Origin of the sequence: Tenggerimyces flavus, from assembly GCF_016907715.1 — a bacterium.
Taxonomy (GTDB): Bacteria; Actinomycetota; Actinomycetes; order Propionibacteriales; family Actinopolymorphaceae; genus Tenggerimyces; species Tenggerimyces flavus.
Genome location: NZ_JAFBCM010000001.1, coordinates 3,287,545 through 3,301,948 on the forward strand (window position 1 = coordinate 3,287,545; position 14,404 = coordinate 3,301,948).

Below are 14,404 nucleotides of genomic sequence, written 5' to 3' on the forward strand. Positions count from 1 at the left end.
AGGTCGCCTTACCGTATTTCTCATGACCGACACCACCGCCCTGCCACCGCAGGCGCAGATGATGCAGTTCCTGACAGCCAAGTGGGTGTCGCCGACGCTCGGCGTGCTGGCCGAGCTGGGTGTCGCCGACGCGCTCGCCGACGGACCTCGGACGGCGGACGACCTTGCCAAGCAGGTCAAAGCCCATCCCCGTTCGCTCTACCGGCTGCTCCGCGCGGCCGCGAGCGTGGGCGTCTTCGCCGAGGACGACGGCGGCCGGTTCGCGCTGACACCGCTCGCGGACTGCCTCCGGTCGGACGTTCCCGGCTCGATGCGGGGCGCCGTGCGGCTCTTCAATGCCGAGCCGATGTGGGCGCCGTACGGGCGGCTGATGCACAGCGCACTGACCGGCGAGCCGGCTTTCGACGACCTGTACGGGATGGATATCTACGCCTATCTCGCGCAGAACCCCGCGGTGGAGAAGGTCTTCCTCGACACGACCGTGGAGTTCTACGCGTCCGCCGCGCCGGCCATCGCCGCGGCGTACGACTTCGGCCGGTTCGGCACCGTGATGGACCTCGGCGGCGGCGTGGGCTACCTGCTCGCCTCGATCCTGGAGCGCAGCCCGTCCGCGCGCGGCATCCTGTTCGAGCGGCCTAGCGTGCTGGCCCAGGCCGAGCCGGTGGTGGCGGACCGCGGACTCGAGGCGCGGATCGAGCTGCTGGAGGGCGACTTCTTCGCGTCGGTGCCGGCGACCGCGGACGCGTACGTGATCAAGAGCTGCGTGCACAACTTCCGCGACGACCAGGCGCTCGCGCTGTTGCGGGTCATCCGCCGGGCGACTCGGCCGGATACGCCGCTGCTGATCGTCGACGCGGTCGTGCCGCCGGGGAACGGGCCGCACTACTCGAAGTTCGACGACGTCGAGATGCTCGCGGTCGCGGGCGGCATCGACCGGACCGAGCAGGAATGGCGCGAGTTGGTGACCGCGGGCGGCTTCGAGCTGCGGCAGATCGTCGAGTGCACGCCGATGGCGTATTTGCTCGAAGCGTGGCCGGTGAGCTGACATTCTGGAAGCATGAGCGAAGAAGACGCGCCACCGTTGACGATCGTCCAGCCAGGTGAGGGGTTGGAGGGATCCTTGGGCGCGATCGGTGTCGCGTTCAAGCTGTGGGGGAAGGACACCGGCGGTGCGATCGCCGTGGTGGAGCATCCGTTCCCGGTGGGTGCCCTGGTGCCGCCGCATCTACACACGCTCGAGGACGAGTACTCGATCGTGACCGAGGGCGAGATCGGGTTCCGGTCAGGCTCCCGCGAGGTCGTCCTCGGCCCGGGCGGCTACATCACCAAGCCGCGCGGCGAGCTGCACGCGATGTGGAACGCCGGTGACGTGCCCGCGCGGATGATCGAGATCATCAGCCCGGCGGGGTTCGAGAACTTCTTCCACGAGGTCGTGTCGATCGCCGCCAGCGGCGTCCAGCCCTCGGCGGAGGAGGCCGAGGCGTTGGTCGCTCGGTACGGACTCCAGTTCGACACGCCGGACTGGCTGCCGGACGTCATCGCGCGCTACGGCCTGGCGTCCCCGTCGTAGCCAGCGCTGAGCCGACCTGGTCGGCGAGCGCCACGGCGACGCGGCGGCAGGCATCGATCCCAAGCACCTCGACGATCTGTTCGGCGACCTGATCCGTCAACGCCCGAACGGAAATCCTGATGAACGTCTCGTACGGCGGCGCCAGGAAGAAGTTGAACCAGATCGCGCTCGACACCGCCGCGACCAGCCCCGCCGCCCGCAACCCCGTCGCCGCGGCGACCACGACGAGCAGCACCAGCCCCAGCGCGACGTTCGTGTTGGCGACCGACTCCCGGAACGGGATCATCGCCGCACATGCACCGAACGGCACCACCGCCGCGACTCCGACGACGGCAGACCGGTGGGCCTGGACGAACGAGCCGATGTTCACCCCTCCACAGTCGCACTGACCTGCGCCAACGTGTCGTCAACAGGTGGTGGGACGGCGTCAAGGATGCGTCAAGATCAGCCGATCGGTGGATGCCGGCTCAGCCCTGGGAGGGGATGTCCGCCGCCCGTCGCGCTGCCAGGCTCGTTTCCATCGTCGAACGAATGGGGACACAGATGTGCAAGCTGGTAGCCAGCCTGGTCGGCTTGGCGACGGCGGTGGCCGTGGTGGGGATGGCCACGCCGGCCGAGGCGGGGGAGCGACCGGTCGTCCGGACCGACGCCGGGCTCGTGCGAGGTGTGGCTTCGTCGACGGCGGAGGTGTTCAACGGGATCCCGTACGCCGCGTCGCCGGTCGGCCCGCTGCGCTGGCGTGCGCCGCAGGCGGTGGCGCCTTGGGCTGGCGTACGGGACGCGTCGCAGCCCGGCGACCGGTGCGCGCAGCCGGCCGACCCGGTGGTCGGCTCACCGGCGTCCTCGTCGGAGGACTGCCTGTCCCTGAACGTGACCGTGCCGAGGCGTTCGCCCGGGCGGCTGCCGGTCATGGTGTGGATCCACGGCGGCGGGATGCGGACGGGCTCCGGCGCCGACGCCGACGAGCAGCGCCTCGCCGCGCAGGGCGGGGTGGTCGCCGTGACGATGAACTACCGGCTCGGGCCGTTGGGCTTCTTCGCGCATCCGGGTCTGGAGGGCGGCGGCACGTTCGGTCTACAGGACCAGCAGGCCGCGCTGCGGTGGGTGCAGCGGAACGCGCGGGCGTTCGGCGGCGATCCGCGGAACGTGACGATCTTCGGGCTGTCCGCGGGCGGCGACAGCGTGTGCGCGCAGCTCGCCTCGCCGGCGGCGGCTGGGCTGTACAGTAAGGCGATCTACCAGAGCGGGTCTTGTACGCGGGTGAACCCGGTCGGGAGCTACCTGGCTGGCGCGGGGGCTCCGGCGGAGACGTTCAAGGAACGCGCCGTCGCCGAGCAGCTGGGGGTCGGGCTGCGCGAGTCGCTCGGCTGCGCTTCGGTCTCGTGCCTGCGGGGCGTCGGTGTCGCGGACCTGTTGGCGTACGCGGGGCCGGAGGGGATGGGCGTCTACTGGAGCCCGACCGTGGGGACGGCGACGCTTCCTCTGCACCCGAGCGCGGCGTTTCGGTCCGGTCGGTTCAACAGGGTGCCGGTGATCGCGGGGACGGCGCGCGACGAGGGCACGCTGTTCGCGATGGGCTTTCCCTCGTTCAGCGAGGCGGAGTACGAGGGCTATCTGGACTTCCTGCTCGGCGCCGCGTCGTCTTTGGTCAAGCAGCGTTACGCGTTCTCGTCGTACTCGCCGGTGCAGCTCGCGGTGGCGGATCTGGTCACGGACCGGACGTACGCCTGCCCGATGCAGCAGACGCGCGGGCTGTTGTCCCGGTACGTGCCGACGTACGGGTACGAGTTCGCCGACCGTTCGGCGCCGATGGTCTTCGAGATTTCGCCGCCGTACCCGTTCGGCGCTTACCACGGCTCGGACATCCCGTACGTGCACGACGGCGAGAAGACGGTGGCGTTCACCCGCGCGCACGAACGGCTGTCGCGCACGATGATCGCCTACTGGACGAACTTCGCGAAGCGCGGAACACCCAACGGCTTCGACGTGCCCCGCTGGGACCGCTTCCGGGCTTCCGATCCGGTGGTCCAGTCCCTGGCGCCGGGCCGGCACGGCATCCGCCCCGCCGACTTCGCCGCCGACCACTCCTGCGCCCTCTGGGCCGGGATCGACACCTACTGAGACTAGGGTCGGTGGGGTGGGAACAGCGTTGCTGAGTGGGTGGCATGGGCCGGACGGGTCGCTGATCAGCAACGACGAGGTCGCCGGGCACGTGGGCTTCCCGTGGATCGATGAGGTCGTCTCGCTCGCCACGAAGTACCCGAACTTCTACGTCGACACGTCCGCGTACGCCGTGCACCGCATCCCGCCCGACTTCGTCGACTTCCTCCGCGGGCGAGGCCGTACGCGGGTGATGTTCGGCACGAACTGGCCGATGCTCTCCGCCGAGGCCGCCCTGGCCAGGCTGGACGAGCTCGGGCTGGACGAGGAGACGACCGACCTCTACCTCGCCGGCAACGCCCGCCGGGTGTTCAAGCTGCCGGCCGCAACCTGAGGAGTAGAACCATCGAGAGAAGGATCATCGTCGACCACGTCGCGTTCGTCGTCACCGACCTCGCGGCGTCCGCGGCGTTGTACGAACGGCTGCTCGCACCGCTCGGCTTCGAGGTGCTGTACCGCCACACGACCGCGATCGCCTTCGGTGCGGACGGGATCGACGACTTCGGGCTGAACGAGGGCACGCCGGGCGAGCAACCCACCGTGGCCGCGCACGTGGCGTTCGTCGCCGAGACGCGGGACCAGGTGGACGCCTTCCACGCCGCCGCTGTCGCCGCGGGCCTGACCGACATCACCCCGCCGAGCGTCCGACCGGAGTACTCGGTGCGCTACTACGCCTGCTTCGTCCGCGACCTGCAAGGCAACAACATCGAAGCGGTATGGCACGCCTCGACAGCACAAGCTTGACGGGGACTGGGACGGGGACGGGGACGAGCCAATGACCCCCGCAACCGCCCAACATCGACGTCGGTGATGAGGCAACATCTAGCCCCCTTGACCGCATCGATCAAGGGGGCTCGACTCCGTCGATGGTGAGACCGGTGCGGCGTCGCGACCTGATCCGCGCCATGCAGGTCCATGGATGTGCGCTGCGATCAGGGTCGATCCGACGACTCGTCTGCCTGCCGGAGGGATGGCTGCGATGACCGCGAAGAAGACAGAAGGCCCCAAGGGCAAGACGTACAACGTCCGCGCCGTGCGCTGGGACGGCGGATGGGAGCTGCACATCGAGGGCGTCGGGGTCACCCAGTGCCGCAACCTCCGCGATGCCGAGACCATGGTGCGCGACTACATCCGGCTCGACGAAGGCCCGAAGCCGGCCGAGGCCGCTCGCGTCGCCATCTCGAAGCACGTCGACGAGACGATCGATCGCAAGGTCGCCGAGGTGAAGCGGCTCAACCGCGAGCTCGTCGATATGCAGGACAGAGTCGCGAAACTGTCCCGCGAGGTCGTGACCCGCATGCGCACGGCCAAACACATGCCTGGTGCGGAGATCGCCGCTGTGCTCGATGTCTCCCCGCAGCGGGTGTCGCAGCTCAGTCCCACCGGGACGGCGCGGCGAGCCAGGAACGCGACCAAAGCGCCGAAGGGCGCGCCCAAGCCGACCGGCCGGACACGGAAGGCCGGCTGAGCGGGGCTCCCGCTACCTGCTGCCGAGCATGACCCAGACGCCGAAGACGATGCTGGCGGCGCAGAGGGCGAAGCAGAGTGGCCGCCGCGGCCGTCGGGAGAGCCACGCCAGCGCCGCCGCCGCCGGATCGGCGGTGAGATGATCTCCGGCATGGCCGCGACTCCTCGAGAAGTACTCGAACAGCTGATGACCGGAATCGACAGCGGGCAGTGGGGCGAGCTCCACCTGCTCTACGCCGAGGACGCGGTGGTGGACCACCCGTTCGATCTCCCGCGCCCCTCGCGGCTGGTCGGCAGGGAGGCGCTCCGCGAGCACTTCGCGCCGGGAGAGACGCTGCGGCGTGAGGTCCGGTCGTGCAACGTGAACGTGCACGAGACCAGCGACCCCGAGGTGATCGTCGCGGAGTTCGACCGCGAGGTGCACTACCTCGACACCGGGCGGCGGTTCGAGACCGGGTACATCTTCGTCGTGCGCGTACGCGACGGCCTCATCGTCGAGTCGCGCGACTACACGAACCCGGCCGGGCACCTGATCGGCGCCGGGATGACCGCCGAGCTCATCGACCTCGTCAAGGAGGCGGAAGCCTAGACGGCAGCCGGCTCCGGGCGGCCGAGCTGAACGTGCGCCTCGCGCTCGACCAGGATCGGGACGTACGTCCGGATCTTCGCGTGCTCGAACTGCCGCTGAGCCTGGTCCACCAGCCCGGAGACGACGCCCTCGTTGACGTCCGCGCGACCCGCGTACTGCTGGACGAGGCGCTGCTTGAGCTGGTCGAGCTGCTGCGCTATCGGGTCGTGGTCGGGATTTTCGGCGTCGGTCCGAATCTCGTCAAGGTCGTGTGCCATAGACCCCACCTTCCTCCAGGTTCCCCCATCAGGAGACATCGCTCAGGTAAACACAGCATGAACGAAGTCCAGTGTTCAGAGCCTGAAGGCGCAGGACGACCGGTAGGTCCGAACCTTAGGGACCCATCCGCAACAGACCGTTCGGCGTTCGCATCTTCGTAACCCGTTCTTTCCCCTCCTGCCGGACGGTTCGGTAGAGACCGGCAATCGGGGGCGGCCGATCGCCCCGGATGCCGTCGAGTTGGCTGCCCGGGCCTTGGCTCGAGGCGGTCATCCGGGGGGAAACGGGTGGTTACACGAGTGCCGAGGTTCCTGTTCTCCGAACTGAGTCGCCCGCGGTCAGGCGAGGCTGACGGTTCACCGGCGGTGGGATGGCGACTCGTCGCAGCGAACAACCGCGAGCTCGGCCGGACTGCCGAGCTCGTCGAGGACTTCACGACCTGCAGGGAAGGCGTCCTCAAGCTGCAGGTGTCGCTGGGCCAGACCAGGTCGAGCCTGTGGTTCGACGACGACGCCCAGTGGCGCTGGGAGCTGCTGCTGGACGAGGAACCCGCCGCCGTCTGCAGCCGCCCGTACTGGCGGCGGGTCGAGTGCGAGTACGGGCTCGGCCAGTTCCTCACCAACGCGAAGGTGGCCGCGGTCGTCGACGACCTCCGGACGATCCGGCGCCCACGCCGCTGGCTGAGACCCGAGGGACGCACGTGAGGCGTTCGTGCGTCGTTCACCATCGCGAGCCGAATCGCTCACTCGCGACCTCTGCAATGGACCACGGGTCGCCGGGGAACGGCCCGCTCCGCCGCATGACCTTCGAGCAGGCCGAAGGGCCGGGAGTACAACTCAGATGAGTAGCGTGACCGACGCGCGCCATCGAGACACAGGGGACGCGCCGGGCGATCGGCCACGAGCGATTCGCGCGGCGCTGCCTCTCGGCGACCGCGTTTTCCAAGGCACAGCACTGGGGATCGGCCTTCTCGTCCTGGCGATCACCGGCGGCATCGCTCTCTTCCTTGGCCTGCAGGCGATCCCGACGTTGCAGCGGTACGGGCTGAGGTTCTTCACCCAGGTGGAGTGGCAGCCCGAGCTCGACCAGCTCGGCGTCGCCGCGGTCCTCGTCGGAACGATCACGGTCGCGCTCGTGGCGATCGCGGTCTCGTTTCCCCTGTCCCTGTTGACCGCTCTCTACATCTCCGAGTACGCGCCGCCGCGGATCAAGGCGGTGCTGGTCTCGCTCGTCGACCTGATGGCCGCGGTGCCGAGCATCGTGTACGGCATCTGGGGACTGTTGTTCCTGCAGCCACACGCGATCTACGTCGCCCGCTGGTTCCACCAGAACCTCGGGTTCATCCCGATCTTCGGTGTCGACACCGATCCCGACGCCGCCGCCTGGGCACAGTCGCGGTACACCTCGTCGTCGTTCATCGCCGGCATCGTCGTCGCGATGATGGTGATCCCGATCGCCTGCGCGGTGATGCGTGAGGTGTTTTCGCAAGCCCCACAAGGAGAACGGGAAGCCGCACTCGCCCTGGGAGCGACGCGCTGGGGGATGATCCGCAGCGTCGTGCTCCCGTTCGGCCGCGGCGGCATCATCGGCGGCACGATGCTGGGCCTCGGGCGCGCGCTCGGCGAGACGATCGCGGTCATCCTGATCATCTCGCCGGTGTTCGAGATCAAGTGGAGCATCCTGCAGGTCGGCGCGAACACGACGTCGGCGCTGATCGCGGGGCGGTTCGGCGAGGCGAACCCGGCGCAGCTGTCCGCGCTGCTCGCCGCCGGGCTGATCCTCTTCCTCATCACGTTGTTGGTGAACACGGTCGCCGCGATCGTCGTGAACCGCAGCCGCAGCGGCGCATCGACCGAGATCTGAGCGGGGAGCCTCGATTGACCACCACAACGGAGCCACCGAAGGCAGCAACAGAGGCGCCCCCGGCTGACAAGCGTCCGCCGGAGACGCCGCGCGTCCTGCACGAGCGCACGCTCGACGACTGGCTCTCCCTGGGCGGCTCGGCCGCCGGCTCGCTCGCGATGGTCTGGATCATCTACGAACGGATGCTCCCGACGAGCGGCACGCTTGGGTTCCTCGTCTGCTGGTACATCGCGTTCGTGCTGCTGTACGCGGCGGTCTCGACGCTCAGCAACCCCGGCCCCGCCGTACGCGACCGCGTCGCCGGGGCGGCGGTGCACGCCGGCGCGGTCGTCGTCGGCCTCGGACTCGTCTCCGTCGTGGCTTACACGTTCTGGGGTGGGCGGGATGCCCTTCCTCATTTGAACATTCTCACCAGCGACATGGCCGGTACGGGCCCGCGCGACCCGCTCGACCAGGGTGGTGCGCTGCACGCGATCGCGGGATCGCTGGTCCAGATCAGCATCGCGATCGCGATCACACTGCCGCTCGGCGTCGGTACGGCGGTGTACATGACCGAGGTTGGCGGCAAGCTCTCCCGCGTCGTCCGCACGATCGTCGAGGCGATGACCGCGTTGCCGTCGATCGTGGCCGGCCTGTTCATCTACTCCACGTTGATCATCTTGCTCGGCGTACCGAACTCGGGCTTCGCCGCGTCGATGGCGATCAGCGTGATGATGCTGCCGATCATCGCGCGTGCGTCGGACGTCGTTCTCCGCGTCGTGCCCGGCGGGCTTCGCGAAGCCAGCTTGGCACTTGGCGCGTCTCGCTGGCAGACGGTGTGGCGAGTTGTCCTGCCCACCGCGCGTCCCGGCCTCGCGACCGCGTTGATCCTCGGTGTCGCGCGCGGCATCGGTGAGACGTCGCCGGTTCTGCTCACGTCGGGAGCGTCGACGTTCCTCAACGTGAACCCGTTCGAGGCTCCAATGAACTCCCTTCCTCTGTACGTCTTCAACCTGGTGCGCAGCGGTGAGCCGCTCTACATCGCGCGCGCCTTCGGGGCGGCGGGCATCCTGCTCGGCCTCGTGCTCCTGCTGTTCGTCATCGCTCGGTTGGTTGCTCGACAACGGATTGGTCGCCGATGAGAAAGCCCACCTGGTCCTGGCTCCGGATCCCGGTCGCGATGTTCGTCGCGGTCGGTGTCGTGTTGGCGCCGGCCATGCCCGCCCAGGCACAGCCGCCGTACGCCCTGATCGAGGGCACCGGGTCGACGTGGAGCAAGAACGCGATCGACCAGTGGATCTCCGACGTCGAGCAGTACGGCATCCAGGTCGTCTACTCCGGCGGCGGTTCGACCAAGGGACGTTCGGACTTCGCGAACCGTACGAACGACTTCGCGGTCAGTGAGATCCCGTTCCAGGGCGTCGACGAACAGGGCAACGAGGACACCTCGCGCGGTCGCCAGTACGCGTACATGCCGATCGTCGCCGGCGGTACGTCGTTCGCGTACCAGATCAGGGTCGGCGGCAAGCTGCTGCGCGACCTCCGGCTGTCCGGTGCGACCGTGTCGAAGATCTTCACCAACCAGATCACGAACTGGAACGACCCGGCGATCACCGCGGACAACAACGGGCGCAAGCTTCCGTCGTTGCCGATCGTCCCCGTCGTGAGGTCCGACGGTTCGGGGACGACGGCGCAGTTCACCACCTGGATGGACAAGCGGCATCCGAACATCTGGCGACCGTTCTACGGGCGCAGCGGGCTGACGTCGTACTACCCGCGCAAGGGCGCGGCCGTTGCGCAAAACGGCTCCGACGGCGTGATGAACTACGTCGCCGCGGCGTCGGGGAACGGGACGATCGGGTACGTCGAGTACTCCTACGCGCTGAACAAGAACTTCCCGGTGGCGAAGATCCTGAACGTCAAGGGGTACTACGTTCAGCCGACCGCGTTCAACGTCGCGGTCGCCCTCACCAAGGCGCGGATCAACCAGAACCCGAACTCGCCGAACTACCTGACCCAGATCCTCGACGACGTCTACAAGTTCAACGACGCGCGGACGTATCCGCTGTCGTCGTACTCGTACATGATCCTTCCCATCGCCGCGAACGACCCGCGGATGTCGTCGGGGAAGCGACAGTCGCTGGCCGACTTCGCCTTCAACTTCCTGTGCGAAGGCCAACAGGCGATGGGAAATCTCGGCTACTCGCCCTTACCGATCAACCTCGTCCAGGCTGGGTTCGACCAGACCGCGAAGCTGAAGAAGGCCGACCCGACCATCAACCTGGCCGAACGGAACGTCTCCAAGTGCAACAACCCGACGTTCATTCCCGGTCAGCCGAACCGCAACCGGCTCGCCGAGATCGCGCCGATGCCGCCCGAGTGTGACCGGCAGGGCAAGGGCCCGTGTGACGGCGGCGGCAACCCCGGTGGTGGTGGCAACGGTGGTGGTGGCAATGGCGGCGGCAACAACGGCGGTGGCAACAACGGTGGCGGGAACAACGGGGGTGGCAACAACGGCGGTGGCGGGAACAACGGTGGGAACAATGGTGGCGGGAACAACAACGGGGGCGGCGGAAACAACGGGCCTGGCGCGGGCGGTCCTTCGAACGGACCGAGCAACGGGCCGAGTACCGCTCCCACGGGTGGGCCGAGCAGCGTGCCGACGAACACCGTGACCGACCCGGAGACCGGCCTTCCCGTCACGACCGACAACGGCAGCGGTGGCAACGGCGACGGCTCGGGTCCGCAGGCCGTGGCCGAGGCGAACGAGCTCGCGGCCTATCGCAACACCGGAGTCTCGAGCGGGCTCGCCGGCCTCGCCGCGGTCGAGCTGCTCCTGGTGATCCTGATACCCGCGTTGTTGGCCCGCCGGTTCGCCGGCCGCGGCCGTAGCTCTTCTGGAGGTGGATCGTGATCGCTCGCCCTCGCTCGGCGCGCGCCCTGCTCTTCGCGGCATTCCTTGTGCTGCTGGCGATTCCGGCTGGCCTTCCCGGTCCCACCCCAGAGGCGAAGGCCGCGGGCGTGTCGGAGACGAAGCAGCTCAGCCGGACGCACGTCAATCCCGACGGATCCCAGGGAACGCCCGAGACGAAGGACGTCACGGTCAACGTCAGCCAGGTCGACGGCCTCCAGGGCCGCCAGCGCATCGAGGTCACCTGGTCGGGCGCCAAGCCGAGCCAGGGGTACGACATCAGAGTCGAGGATGCCGTTCGCTACAACACCGAGTACCCGGTCGTGCTCATGCAATGCCGAGGCGCGGACACGTCGACCACCTCGATCGATCCCAAGAACTGTCTGACCTCCAACTGGCAGACACGGGTGACCGAGGACTATGCCATGACGTGGGACCCCATCACCACGGTCGAAGGCGCACCTTGGCTCCTCGATCGCTACGCCTCCGCCCAGGACAAGACGGTCTCGCCACCAGTCCCCAAGCATTGCTCGGACTTCTGGACCGGCGCCGCCACCGTTCACTTCCTTCCGTTCGTCGACACGGCCGGCAAGTCCTGGTACTACTGCAACCTGCTCAGCGACCCGTCGGGGCAGGCGCAGGACGTTCCGCCCGATGTCAGCTTCCAGAGCGCGCTGCCACCGAACGACCAGTTCCAGTTCGCCGACGCCAACGGCTCTGGCCGTGCAGTGTTCGAGATCCGGCGCAAGGAACAGAACGCCTCTCTCGGCTGCAGCGAGACCGTCGCTTGCTCGCTGGTGGTCGTCCCGATCATGGGAATCAGCTGTGATCTTGCCTCCAACCCCGATCCGACGATGAGGCAGCTCTGCACCTCTACGGGCAACAACCCCGTGGGTCCCCTCGACAACATGAATCCTCAGCTTCCCGCACGGGCGGTGAAGGGGGACTTGTGGTGGAGTGCGTCGAACTGGCGCAACCGGTTCAGCTTCAAGCTCGGCTTCGCGCCGTCGGCGTCGTTCTGCGATGTCCAGGACACCAGGACCCCGGTCGACTTCTATGGGTCGGAGCTGATCGGTGAGGCCACGCTGCAGTGGGCTCCGGCGTTCTGCCTGGACAAGAACCGGTTCAAGCTCCGGCACCAGCGCACCGGTGAACCTCGGGCGAAGAGCCTCATCGACAGTGGCGGCGCACCCGCGGCGTTCGTCAGCCGACCACCCGAACAGGCACCCACCCGATCGACGGTCTATGCGCCGGCCGCGGTGTCGGGCTTTGCCATCGGGTACTTCTGGAAGAGCGATCCGACCACGTTCCTGCAAGACCTCAAGCTCACCCCGAGGCTGCTGGCGAAGCTGATCACCCAGTCCTATCCCACCAGTTTGGGAAGGGCTGCTCCCTCCAACAACTGGCCCGGCCATCCGACGGTGAGCGGGAATCCCGCCAACATGAGCCTGGATCCCGAGTTCCAGAAGCTCAATCCGAACGTGCTGTCCGGCGACGTGGGTGCCGCGGCCTTGACAGCAATCTCCCCCGATTCGGATGTGATCTGGGAGCTGACCCGGTACATCGAGGCGGATCCCGTTGCTCGGGCCTGGCTGGACGGTGTGCCGGACGAGTACGGCATGGTGGTCAACCCGAAGTTTCGTGGTATCAAGCTGCCGTTCGAGACACTCCAACTCCTGGATGACTGGATCGTTCCGCCGACCAACGGCCTCACCCCGTGCGCCGACGACCAGCCGACGCAGTACCTCAACCAGGTGTTCAACCCGTTGTCGAACTTCGGCGCCACGGGCTATGCGGGACTCGACGGACAACCGTCCTCGCTGACGGACTGCGCTCTCGACGGCGCTACCAACAAGAACGTGTGGAAGCGGGCGAGTCGGGCCCAGGCGACGGTGGCGTTGATGTCGCTGGCAGACATCGACCTCTACAAGGTGCCGGCGGCGTCGCTGCAGACCCGGCCGGGAACGTTCGTCAAGCCGAGCTTCGGTTCGCTGCGTACCGCGACTCGGCTGTTGAAGAAGGACGCGGCGACGAGCACGTGGTCCTTGGACCAGAAGGCGATCCGCTCCAACGAGGTCGGGCGGAACGCGTACCCCGGCACGATGATCGTCTACACCGCGGCGACGACGGAGAAGCTGGACAAGAAGATCGCCGAGGACGTCGCGCAGTTCATGCGGTTCAGCGTGACCGACGGTCAGACCCCGGGCTCGGGGAACGGGAAGCTGCCCGACGGCTACCTGCCGATCTCCGACGAGACCGGTCTCGGCTTCCTCAAGGAACAGGCGATGAAGGCCGCCGACGCGGTGGAGAACCAGACGGCCGAGCCGCCGGAGCCCGAGCCGTCGACGACGCCCACGCCGGAGCCGTCCGTCCCGAACCAGCCTCCGCCCGGCGCCAACAACGCCAACAACCCGAACAGCCCCAACAACCCGGGTGCCGGGCCGCCGGGAGGCGGCAACGGCAACAACAACCCGCCTGGGCCGACGGACAGCCCCACAGGTGGGACACCGACGCCGAATCCCAACCCCACAAGCGGTCCGACGCCGAGCAGCCAGCCCAGCGGCCAGGAGGAAGCCGAGCGCGCGCTCACCAGCGCCGCGACGCGTGGTGACCAGTCGGTGCTGGCGCGGTGGGCCCTGCCGATGTTGCTGCTGGCCGGGTTGGTCGGCGGTGTGCTCGCCCCGCTGGTCTCCGCGGCGAGCCGGCCCGGGCATCCGGTGCGGGTCGCCCTCGACAAGGCGATGACCAGGTTCCGCAAGTGACCGCGACCCAGACCGCCGAGCCGTCGGTCGTTCAGGTGCTGTTGACGCTTGCGGCACTGGCGCTCTGGGTCGTGGGGTACCTGGTCGTCATCGCGCCGGTGCAGCAGGACCGTGCGCAGCAGGTGCTGTACTCGACGTTCCGCGAACAGGTCGCGCTGGCGACGGCGCCCATTGGCGGCATGATCCCGCCCGGAGCTCCCGTCGCCGTGCTCGAGATCCCCGGCGTCGCGCTGCGGGAGGTCGTGGTCGAGGGGACGGCGGCGAGTGATCTGACGAGCGGGCCGGGGCATCGGCGGGACACGCCGTTGCCCGGTCAGGTGGGTGTCTCGATCCTGTACGGGCGAGGCGGGACGTTCGGTGGTCCGTTCGGGCAGGTTCCCGTTCTACGTAAGGGCGATCGGGTCACGGCCGTGACGGGGCAGGGCAGCTTCGAGTACCGCGTCGACGGGGTACGTCGTACCGGCGACCCGTTGCCGCAACCGCTCGCCGACGGCGGGGCACGGCTCACGCTGGTCACCGCCGAGGGCGAGGGACGGTTCGCGGAGATCTCGCGCGACGAGACCGTGTACGTCGACGCGACGTTGCTCGACGAGGCGGTGCCGTCGCCGGGTGGCCGGCCGAACCTCATCCCGCAACCCGAGCGAGCCATGCAGCCCGACCCGTCCGCGCTGGTGCCGTTGGTGTTGTGGCTGCAGGCGCTCGCTATGGCGATGGGTCTGTTCGTGTGGGCGCGGGCGCGTTGGGGCCGGTGGCAGGTGTGGATGGTGGGCGCGCCGGTGATCCTGGCGCTGGCCTGGCGGGCGACCGAGTACGCCGCGCAGCTGTTGCCGAACCTGATGTGAGCT

At 68.3% G+C, this 14,404-nt stretch carries 15 protein-coding genes; 13 read left to right on the plus strand and 2 right to left on the minus strand.

Going from position 1 to position 14,404, the window contains the following annotated elements; all coding sequences use genetic code 11:
* Positions 1-22: 22 nt before the first annotated feature.
* Together JOD67_RS15420 and JOD67_RS15425 are read left to right on the plus strand one after the other, a co-directional pair.
* Positions 23-1,045: a methyltransferase gene (locus tag JOD67_RS15420; protein ID WP_205118251.1), complete on the plus strand. Its 1,023-nt coding sequence runs from the start codon at positions 23-25 to the stop codon at positions 1,043-1,045.
* 12 nt (positions 1,046-1,057) lie between these two features.
* Positions 1,058-1,570 (plus strand): cupin domain-containing protein, encoded by a 513-nt coding sequence (locus JOD67_RS15425; RefSeq protein WP_205118253.1) that lies wholly within the window; start codon positions 1,058-1,060, stop codon positions 1,568-1,570.
* On the opposite strand, the gene JOD67_RS15430 is transcribed toward JOD67_RS15425, so the two are convergent.
* The gene (locus JOD67_RS15430; RefSeq protein ID WP_307782408.1) at positions 1,536-1,940 is read right to left on the minus strand and encodes a DUF4118 domain-containing protein; all 405 of its coding nucleotides are present in this window, start codon (positions 1,938-1,940) and stop codon (positions 1,536-1,538) included. The two genes, JOD67_RS15425 and JOD67_RS15430, sit on opposite strands and share 35 nt — an antisense overlap.
* A 161-nt stretch (positions 1,941-2,101) precedes the next feature.
* On the opposite strand from JOD67_RS15430, the gene JOD67_RS15435 reads away from it, so the two are divergent.
* The 5 genes from JOD67_RS15435 to JOD67_RS15455 all read left to right on the plus strand — a co-directional run bounded on the left by JOD67_RS15435 (position 2,102) and on the right by JOD67_RS15455 (position 5,786).
* Positions 2,102-3,691 carry a carboxylesterase/lipase family protein gene (locus JOD67_RS15435; RefSeq protein ID WP_205118254.1) on the plus strand — a complete coding sequence of 530 codons (1,590 nt, stop codon included), beginning with the start codon at positions 2,102-2,104 and terminating at the stop codon, positions 3,689-3,691.
* 16 nt (positions 3,692-3,707) lie between these two features.
* Positions 3,708-4,064 (plus strand): amidohydrolase family protein, encoded by a 357-nt coding sequence (locus tag JOD67_RS15440; protein WP_205118256.1) that lies wholly within the window; start codon positions 3,708-3,710, stop codon positions 4,062-4,064.
* Positions 4,065-4,090: 26 nt separating this feature from the next.
* On the plus strand, positions 4,091-4,474 hold the full coding sequence (locus tag JOD67_RS15445; protein WP_307782741.1) for a VOC family protein: 384 nt from the start codon (positions 4,091-4,093) through the stop codon (positions 4,472-4,474).
* A 235-nt stretch (positions 4,475-4,709) separates the two neighbouring features.
* Positions 4,710-5,198 carry a hypothetical protein gene (locus JOD67_RS15450; protein ID WP_205118260.1) on the plus strand — a complete coding sequence of 163 codons (489 nt, stop codon included), beginning with the start codon at positions 4,710-4,712 and terminating at the stop codon, positions 5,196-5,198.
* Between the two features lie 150 nt (positions 5,199-5,348).
* On the plus strand, positions 5,349-5,786 hold the full coding sequence (locus JOD67_RS15455; protein ID WP_205118262.1) for a nuclear transport factor 2 family protein: 438 nt from the start codon (positions 5,349-5,351) through the stop codon (positions 5,784-5,786).
* On the opposite strand, the gene JOD67_RS15460 is transcribed toward JOD67_RS15455, so the two are convergent.
* Complete coding sequence (locus tag JOD67_RS15460) at positions 5,783-6,043, minus strand: three-helix bundle dimerization domain-containing protein (RefSeq protein WP_205118264.1); 261 nt, start codon at positions 6,041-6,043, stop codon at positions 5,783-5,785. The genes JOD67_RS15455 and JOD67_RS15460 overlap by 4 nt on opposite strands.
* A 366-nt stretch (positions 6,044-6,409) precedes the next feature.
* On the opposite strand from JOD67_RS15460, the gene JOD67_RS15465 reads away from it, so the two are divergent.
* The 6 genes from JOD67_RS15465 (at position 6,410) to JOD67_RS15490 (ending at position 14,401) form a co-directional block, all read left to right on the plus strand.
* The gene (locus JOD67_RS15465; RefSeq protein ID WP_205118266.1) at positions 6,410-6,748 is read left to right on the plus strand and encodes a hypothetical protein; all 339 of its coding nucleotides are present in this window, start codon (positions 6,410-6,412) and stop codon (positions 6,746-6,748) included.
* A gap of 145 nt (positions 6,749-6,893) precedes the next feature.
* Positions 6,894-7,907: a phosphate ABC transporter permease subunit PstC gene (gene pstC, locus JOD67_RS15470; RefSeq protein WP_307782409.1), complete on the plus strand. Its 1,014-nt coding sequence runs from the start codon at positions 6,894-6,896 to the stop codon at positions 7,905-7,907.
* A gap of 14 nt (positions 7,908-7,921) precedes the next feature.
* Positions 7,922-9,028 carry a phosphate ABC transporter permease PstA gene (pstA, locus tag JOD67_RS15475; protein ID WP_239553862.1) on the plus strand — a complete coding sequence of 369 codons (1,107 nt, stop codon included), beginning with the start codon at positions 7,922-7,924 and terminating at the stop codon, positions 9,026-9,028.
* The gene (locus tag JOD67_RS15480; RefSeq protein WP_239553863.1) at positions 9,025-10,800 is read left to right on the plus strand and encodes a substrate-binding domain-containing protein; all 1,776 of its coding nucleotides are present in this window, start codon (positions 9,025-9,027) and stop codon (positions 10,798-10,800) included. Before pstA ends, JOD67_RS15480 begins: the two co-directional genes overlap by 4 nt.
* Positions 10,797-13,559, plus strand: a complete 2,763-nt coding sequence (locus JOD67_RS15485; protein ID WP_205118275.1) for a hypothetical protein — start codon at positions 10,797-10,799, stop codon at positions 13,557-13,559. The genes JOD67_RS15480 and JOD67_RS15485 overlap by 4 nt, the downstream gene beginning before the upstream one ends.
* A complete protein-coding gene (locus JOD67_RS15490; protein WP_205118277.1) occupies positions 13,556-14,401 on the plus strand; it encodes a sortase in 846 nt (281 codons plus the stop codon). The genes JOD67_RS15485 and JOD67_RS15490 overlap by 4 nt, the downstream gene beginning before the upstream one ends.
* Positions 14,402-14,404: the final 3 nt, after the last annotated feature.

Coding starts and splice junctions, on each gene's coding strand:
- JOD67_RS15460 (WP_205118264.1), bottom strand. CDS start 6,043: ATGGCACACGACCTTGACGAGATTCGGACCGACGCCGAAAATCCCGAC.
- JOD67_RS15450 (WP_205118260.1), top strand. CDS start 4,710: ATGACCGCGAAGAAGACAGAAGGCCCCAAGGGCAAGACGTACAACGTC.
- JOD67_RS15455 (WP_205118262.1), top strand. CDS start 5,349: ATGGCCGCGACTCCTCGAGAAGTACTCGAACAGCTGATGACCGGAATC.
- JOD67_RS15435 (WP_205118254.1), top strand. CDS start 2,102: ATGGGGACACAGATGTGCAAGCTGGTAGCCAGCCTGGTCGGCTTGGCG.
- JOD67_RS15425 (WP_205118253.1), top strand. CDS start 1,058: ATGAGCGAAGAAGACGCGCCACCGTTGACGATCGTCCAGCCAGGTGAG.
- JOD67_RS15420 (WP_205118251.1), top strand. CDS start 23: ATGACCGACACCACCGCCCTGCCACCGCAGGCGCAGATGATGCAGTTC.
- JOD67_RS15480 (WP_239553863.1), top strand. CDS start 9,025: ATGAGAAAGCCCACCTGGTCCTGGCTCCGGATCCCGGTCGCGATGTTC.